The sequence below is a fragment of the Arthrobacter sp. P1_B4 genome (genome assembly GCF_056406555.1).
This window is the reverse complement of sequence record NZ_JBFTZW010000126.1, coordinates 1-6359: the sequence shown is the minus strand read 5'-3', so window position 1 is coordinate 6359 and position 6359 is coordinate 1. Positions and strand designations below refer to the sequence as shown.

The following is a 6359-nucleotide window of genomic DNA, read 5'->3' as shown; positions in this document are numbered from 1 at the left end:
GAATGTAGGCTCCGTGACGGCAGCCAGGCGCTGACGACGGAGGGCATGTCCAGTGGTGCGAGGGAGCCCGGAACCGGCCCCGGATGCCATGCCGTCAGCGCAGCGGGATCTTCGCTATGACCGGCACCGTATGCGTCTGCGAGGCGGCACCGGTCACCAGTTCGGCGCCCGCGTACTTCAGTAACGCGAGGGCTCCCACGTTGCCGGCCGTCGTCTCGGCCACCAGGACGGCTGCCCCGGCCGACGCGGCGCGAGCCTTTACGAGGCGCAGCGCCTCGCGGCCCACACCCCGGCCGCGGAAGCTCCGGGCGAGCCAGATGCCGGTTTCCAGCGCCCGGCCGCCACCTGCACCAGCTTCGGCGCCATCACTCGGCCCGGCGTAGCCGCCACCCCCCGCAACAGCCCCAGCGCCACCCCCTGGCCCAGCCCCGCCGCCACCACCGGCCCAGCCCTCATCCGCTGCCGCCGGCTCAGGGTCCATCCGCCTGAGGCGCACGGACCCTGCCATCTGCCCGTCGCAGCTGATGGCCCACGTCTTCTGCCCCGCGGGACCGTCCAGGCCGGCTGCGGCGGCGCGGTGGAATTCGCGGAACCAGCTGATCCGGTCGGTGTTCCAGCCGGCGGTCGTGCCCAGCGGCGGGGTGACCTCGTCGGCGTCGGCGTCCCGGAGCGCAAGTTCCAGGAGCTGTTCGAGCACGTCCTCGCTGACGTCAAGCAGCGCGACCGCGGGCACGGGCTCAGCTGATGGGCACATCGATCCACTCCGTTTCTCCGGGCAGCAGCGACGCGCTGCCGGCCGACATGGCGGCCACGCGGTCCGCGGCCCGGACCAGTTCTTCCGGATCATCCGGCAGCGCCAGCCTCAGGACAGTAGTCTGCGCCTCGTAACGGGTTTCGGCCATGACATACCCCGCGGCGCGCAGATCGTTCTCGAGCCGCCCGGCCACGGCGTGCTGTACGGGCACCGAGCAAATTCGCAGCCGGCGGCGCCGGACGAGGGGAGCGAGGTCCAGCGCTCCGGACACCGATTCGGAATAGGCCCGGACCAGGCCGCCGGCACCCAGGAGAATGCCGCCGAAATAGCGCACGACGACGACGGCGACGTCGCTGAGATCGGCGACGCCGGGTGCGGTCTCCCGCTTCAGCAGCGCCTCGAGCATGGGGATGCCCGCGGTGCCGGACGGCTCGCCGTCGTCGTTGGACCGCTGGATGTCCCGGTCGGGGCCGAGCACGAAGGCGAAGCAGTGATGCCGGGCGTCATGGAATTCCCGGCGCAAGCTGCCCAGGACGGCCCGGGCGGCGGCCTCGTCCGCCGTGCGGGCCAGCACGGTGATGAAACGGGACCGCTTGACCTCGATTTCGTGCCGAAACCCGGGCCCTGCGGCAGGGGTGGTGTAGACGGCCGTCCTGCTCTCGGGGGATTCCGCCGCATCTGCCACCGGTTCAGTTTAGTCTGGTGAGGTGTTGAAGATCGGGTTGACCGGCGGAATCGCCTCAGGGAAGTCCATGGTTGCCGCGCGCCTGCGCGACCTTGGAGCAGTGCTTGTCGACGCCGACGCGTTGGCCCGGGAGGTCGTGGAACCTGGTACGCCCGGGCTGGCCAGTGTGGTGGAGACCTTCGGTGCTGCCGTCCTGACCCCGGAAGGCCGGCTGGACCGGGCCCGGCTCGGTGCCCTGGTCTTCGGTGATCCGGAGCGCCTGGCCGTGCTGAACGGCATCGTCCACCCCTTGGTGCGGGAGCGCGCCGCGGCGATGGTCGCCGCCGCCCCGGCCGGCGCCGTCGTGGTCCAGGACATCCCGCTCCTGGTCGAAACCGGGCAAGGGAAGAACTTCCATCTGGTGGTCGTGGTGGATGCCCCCGACGACGTCCGGGTCCGCCGCATGGCCGAACACCGCAACATGACCGCCGACGAGGCGCGCGCCCGGATGGCAGCCCAGGCGGGCCGCGAGGACCGGCTGGCCGCCGCGGACGTCGTGCTGGACAACTCGGGCACCCCGGAGGACCTCCGGCACACGGTCGACGCGGTGTGGGAGGAGCGGCTGAGGCCGTTCGCACTGAACCTCAAGGAGCAAAGGATCGCCCCGCGGACGGCGGGGCCGGTCCTCGCCCCGGCCGATCCGGCCTGGGCAGCGCAGGCCGCCCGGCTGATCGCCCGGCTGCGGGCAGCGGTCCCGCAGGATGTCCTGGCCCTCGACCACCTCGGGTCCACGGCCGTCCCAGGCCTCGACGCCAAAGATGTGATCGACCTCCAACTCAGCGTCCGGGACCTCGACGCCGCGGACCGGATCGCGCCGCTGTTGGCCGACGCAGGATTCCCGCGCTGGCCCGGCATCATCGCCGACAACCCGAAGCCCTCGCACCCGGACCCTGCTGACTGGGGCAAGAGGCTGCACGGCAACGCCGACCCCGGCCGGCCGGTGAATCTCCACCTCCGCGCGGCCGGCTCGCCGGGCTGGCGGTACGCGCTGTGCTTCCGCGACTGGCTGCGCGCCGATCCCGAAGCCCGGGCGGACTATGTCGCCGAAAAGCAACGGGTCGCCGGGCTGCACGGCGTCGACAAGTCCACCGCCGGCTACGCGGCCGACAAGGAGGGCTGGTTCACCGAGTATGCCTGGCCCCGGATGGAAGCGTGGGTGCAGCGCACGGGATGGCAACCGCCGTCGTACGCGGACGACGCCGGAGCAGACGACGCCGGTGAAAGCACCGCCGGCGGCGCCACCGCAACGGCGCCTGCCGCCGACCCCGGTACTGCCCAAAGCTGAATCAGGGCATCCTGTCACAGCCCGGCGGTAGATTAGGTACATGAGTCTTGCCCAGGAAATCAACCGTGTCGTGGCGCCCTTCGAGGTCATCAGCGAGTTCCAGCCGGCGGGTGACCAGCCGGCTGCCATCGCCGAACTGACCGAGCGCATCAAGAACGGTGAAAAAGACGTCGTGCTGCTCGGCGCCACCGGTACCGGTAAGAGCGCGACCACAGCCTGGCTGATCGAGCAGGTCCAGCGCCCCACCCTGGTGATGGTGCAGAACAAGACCCTCGCCGCGCAACTGGCCAACGAATTCCGTGAACTGCTGCCGAACAACGCGGTGGAATACTTCGTGTCCTACTACGACTACTACCAGCCGGAGGCCTACGTCGCCCAGACGGACACCTTCATCGAGAAGGACTCCTCCGTCAACGAGGAAGTCGAACGGCTCCGCCACTCCGCGACCAACGCGCTGCTGACCCGCCGCGACGTGATCGTGGTTGCCACCGTCTCCTGCATCTACGGCCTCGGCACCCCGGAAGAATACATCGCCGGGATGGTGACCCTCCGCAAGGGGGCTGAGATGAACCGTGACGACCTGCTCCGGAAGTTCGTCTCCATGCAGTACACCCGCAACGACATGGACTTCCACCGCGGCACGTTCCGGGTCCGCGGGGACACCGTGGAAATCATCCCGATGTACGAGGAACTGGCGATCCGGATCGAATTTTTCGGTGACGAAATCGAAAATATCCAGACCCTGCACCCGCTGACCGGCGAGGTGCTCCGGGACGAGAACGAAATGTACGTCTTCCCCGCCTCGCACTACGTCGCCGGTCCGGAACGGATGGGCCGGGCGATCAAGCGGATCGAAGACGAACTGGCCGAGCGCCTCGCCGTGCTGGAAAGCCAGAACAAGCTGGTCGAGGCCCAACGGCTCCGGATGCGCACCACCTATGACCTGGAAATGATGCAGCAGATGGGGTTCTGCAACGGCATCGAGAACTATTCCTCGCACATCGACGGCCGGGCCCGCGGGACCGCGCCGCACTGCCTGATCGACTACTTCCCGGATGACTTCCTCCTGGTGATCGATGAGTCCCACGTCACCGTGCCGCAGATCGGCGCCATGTATGAGGGCGACATGTCCCGCAAACGGAACCTCGTGGACCACGGCTTCCGGCTGCCCTCGGCGATGGACAACCGCCCGCTCAAATGGGACGAGTTCCAGGACCGCGTGGGCCAGACGGTCTACCTCTCCGCGACGCCGGGCAAGTACGAGCTCGGCAAGTCCGACGGCTTCGTCCAGCAGATCATCCGCCCCACCGGCCTGATCGACCCCGAGGTCGTCGTCAAGCCCACGAAGGGGCAGATCGATGACCTGCTGGGCGAAATCCGGACCCGCACCGCGAAGAACGAACGGGTCCTGGTCACCACCCTGACCAAGCGGATGGCCGAGGACCTGACGGACTACCTGCTGGGCCATGGCGTGAAGGTGGAATACCTGCACTCCGACGTCGACACCCTCCGCCGCGTAGAACTCCTGCGCGAACTGCGGATGGGTGTCTTCGACGTCCTCGTCGGCATCAACCTGCTCCGTGAAGGCCTGGACCTCCCGGAGGTGTCGCTGGTCAGCATCCTGGACGCGGACAAGGAAGGCTTCCTGCGCTCCTCGACGTCCCTGATCCAGACCATCGGGCGTGCCGCCCGGAACGTCTCCGGCCAGGTGCACATGTACGCGGACCGGATCACCGACTCGATGGCCCATGCCATCGACGAGACCAACCGCCGCCGCGCCATCCAGGTGGCGTACAACACGGAGAACGGGATCGATCCCCAGCCGCTCCGGAAGAAGATCGCGGACATCACCGACCAGCTGGCCAAGGAAGACGCGGATACCCGCGAGCTGCTGGCCGCGGCCGGGAAGAACCGCGGGAAGGGCAAGGGCACCGCGCTCATCCGTGCGGACGGGCTCGCCGCCGCGCCAGCCGAGGACCTCGTCGGGCTGATCGAACAGCTGACCGAACAGATGCACGCCGCAGCGGGGGAGCTGCAGTTCGAACTGGCCGCCCGGCTGCGCGACGAGGTGGGGGAATTGAAGAAGGAACTGCGGCAAATGCAATCCGCGGGGCACGCCTAGGGTAAACTCGGTCAAACGTAGGGGAGTATCCCAAACGCTACGATCGTCAACACGCACGGCTACGATGCCGCGCCGGGCGTAGCGGGCAGCCAGGCAGCGTTATGCGGCGGCGGTCGGAGAGACTTACACCGCTGAGCTGTACCCTACGAAAGGTATTTCCCCCGTGCCCGAGCTTCCCCTGTGGTTCGAGATCRGCTCGTTTGTCGTCCTCGGCGTCATTCTGGCCATCGACCTGCTGATGGTCCTCAAACGCCCGCATGAGCCCTCCATGAAAGAAGCCGGACTGTGGGTCGCGTTTTACGTGGCCCTGGCCCTGGTCTTCGCCGGCGCCATGTTCGCCTTCACCGGCCCGGAATTCGGCGGCCAGTTCATCGCCGGCTGGGTGACCGAATACAGCCTGAGCATCGACAACCTGTTCGTCTTCATCATCATCATGGCGCGCTTCTCGGTACCGAGAAAGTATCAGCAGGAAGTGCTCATGGTGGGCATCATCATTGCCCTGATCCTCCGCGGCATCTTCATCATGCTCGGCGCGATCGTGATCGAGCAGTTCAGCTGGGTCTTCTACATCTTCGGCGCCTTCCTGCTCTGGACCGCCTGGAAGCAGGCCCAGGACGAGGGCGAGGACGAGGAAGACAAGGAAAACCCGCTGATCGCCCGGATCCGCCGGGTCCTGCCGATGTCCGAGAAGTTCGACGGCGGCAAGCTCCGCACCGTCGTCGACGGCAAGAAGGTGTTCACCCCGATGCTGATCGTCTTCGTGACCATCGGCATGACGGACCTGCTCTTCGCGGTCGACTCCATTCCGGCCATCTTCGGCCTCACCCAGAGCGCCTTCATCGTCTTCACCGCCAACATCTTTGCCCTCATGGGGCTGCGCCAGCTGTACTTCCTGCTCGGCGGCCTCATGAACCGGCTCATCTACCTCAAGCACGCCCTGTCCGTGATCCTCGCGTTCATCGGTGTGAAGCTCGTCCTGCACGCCATGCACGTCAACGAGCTGCCCTTTATCAACGGCGGCCAGCACATCGAATGGGCGCCCGAGATCCCCACCTACGTCTCGCTCGGTGTGATCATCGGCACCATCGTCGTCGCGGTGGTCGCCAGCCTGATGAGCTCCAAGGCGTCCAAGTCGAAGCTGGATGCCCGGCTGGAAGAGGACTCCCGCAAGAGTCTGAGCGACGTCGACTAGTACCAAACTGCCGGGGTGAGAGTGCAGGACACACCCCGCGGCGCATAGCAGTACGGCGCCCGACCCTCACGGGTCCGGCGCCGTACCTGTCTAAGCCGTACCTGCTAAGCCGGGCGCCATCGGCCCCGTGCCTGGCTGCGGCCGGGTCACCGTCGGGCGGAACGGGCCATCCCCAGCAGGCGCCCGAAGATCGCCTCGCCGTCGTCCGCGATGCCGTCGTGGTGGAAGTCTCCGGTTTCCCAGACCTGCAGGCCCCGGACCGCGGCCGCCGTCTCCAGGGAC

General features: G+C 67.6%; 5 protein-coding genes and 1 pseudogene. 3 read left to right on the top strand and 3 right to left on the bottom strand.

Features of this window, described 5'->3' with window-relative positions:
* Window positions 1–94: 94 nt before the first annotated feature.
* Both AC1D1W_RS19315 and AC1D1W_RS19310 read right to left on the bottom strand, forming a co-directional pair.
* Window positions 95–754: a GNAT family N-acetyltransferase gene (locus AC1D1W_RS19315; RefSeq protein WP_476944541.1), complete on the bottom strand. Its 660-nt coding sequence runs from the start codon at window positions 752–754 to the stop codon at window positions 95–97.
* The gene (locus tag AC1D1W_RS19310) at window positions 738–1439 is read right to left on the bottom strand and encodes an IMPACT family protein (RefSeq protein WP_476944540.1); all 702 of its coding nucleotides are present in this window, start codon (window positions 1437–1439) and stop codon (window positions 738–740) included. The genes AC1D1W_RS19315 and AC1D1W_RS19310 overlap by 17 nt, the downstream gene beginning before the upstream one ends.
* A gap of 22 nt (window positions 1440–1461) precedes the next feature.
* Here AC1D1W_RS19310 and coaE point away from each other — a divergent pair, with 22 nt between their 5' ends.
* The 3 genes from coaE to AC1D1W_RS19295 all read left to right on the top strand — a co-directional run bounded on the left by coaE (window position 1462) and on the right by AC1D1W_RS19295 (window position 6077).
* On the top strand, window positions 1462–2763 hold the full coding sequence (gene coaE, locus AC1D1W_RS19305; RefSeq protein ID WP_476944539.1) for a dephospho-CoA kinase: 1302 nt from the start codon (window positions 1462–1464) through the stop codon (window positions 2761–2763).
* A gap of 40 nt (window positions 2764–2803) precedes the next feature.
* Window positions 2804–4885 (top strand): excinuclease ABC subunit UvrB, encoded by a 2082-nt coding sequence (uvrB, locus tag AC1D1W_RS19300; RefSeq protein WP_476944538.1) that lies wholly within the window; start codon window positions 2804–2806, stop codon window positions 4883–4885.
* A 163-nt stretch (window positions 4886–5048) separates the two neighbouring features.
* The gene (locus tag AC1D1W_RS19295) at window positions 5049–6077 is read left to right on the top strand and encodes a TerC family protein (RefSeq protein WP_476944537.1); all 1029 of its coding nucleotides are present in this window, start codon (window positions 5049–5051) and stop codon (window positions 6075–6077) included.
* 146 nt (window positions 6078–6223) lie between these two features.
* On the opposite strand, the pseudogene AC1D1W_RS19290 reads toward AC1D1W_RS19295, so the two are convergent.
* Window positions 6224–6359: pseudogene (locus tag AC1D1W_RS19290) on the bottom strand (alpha/beta fold hydrolase); the annotation flags it as partial.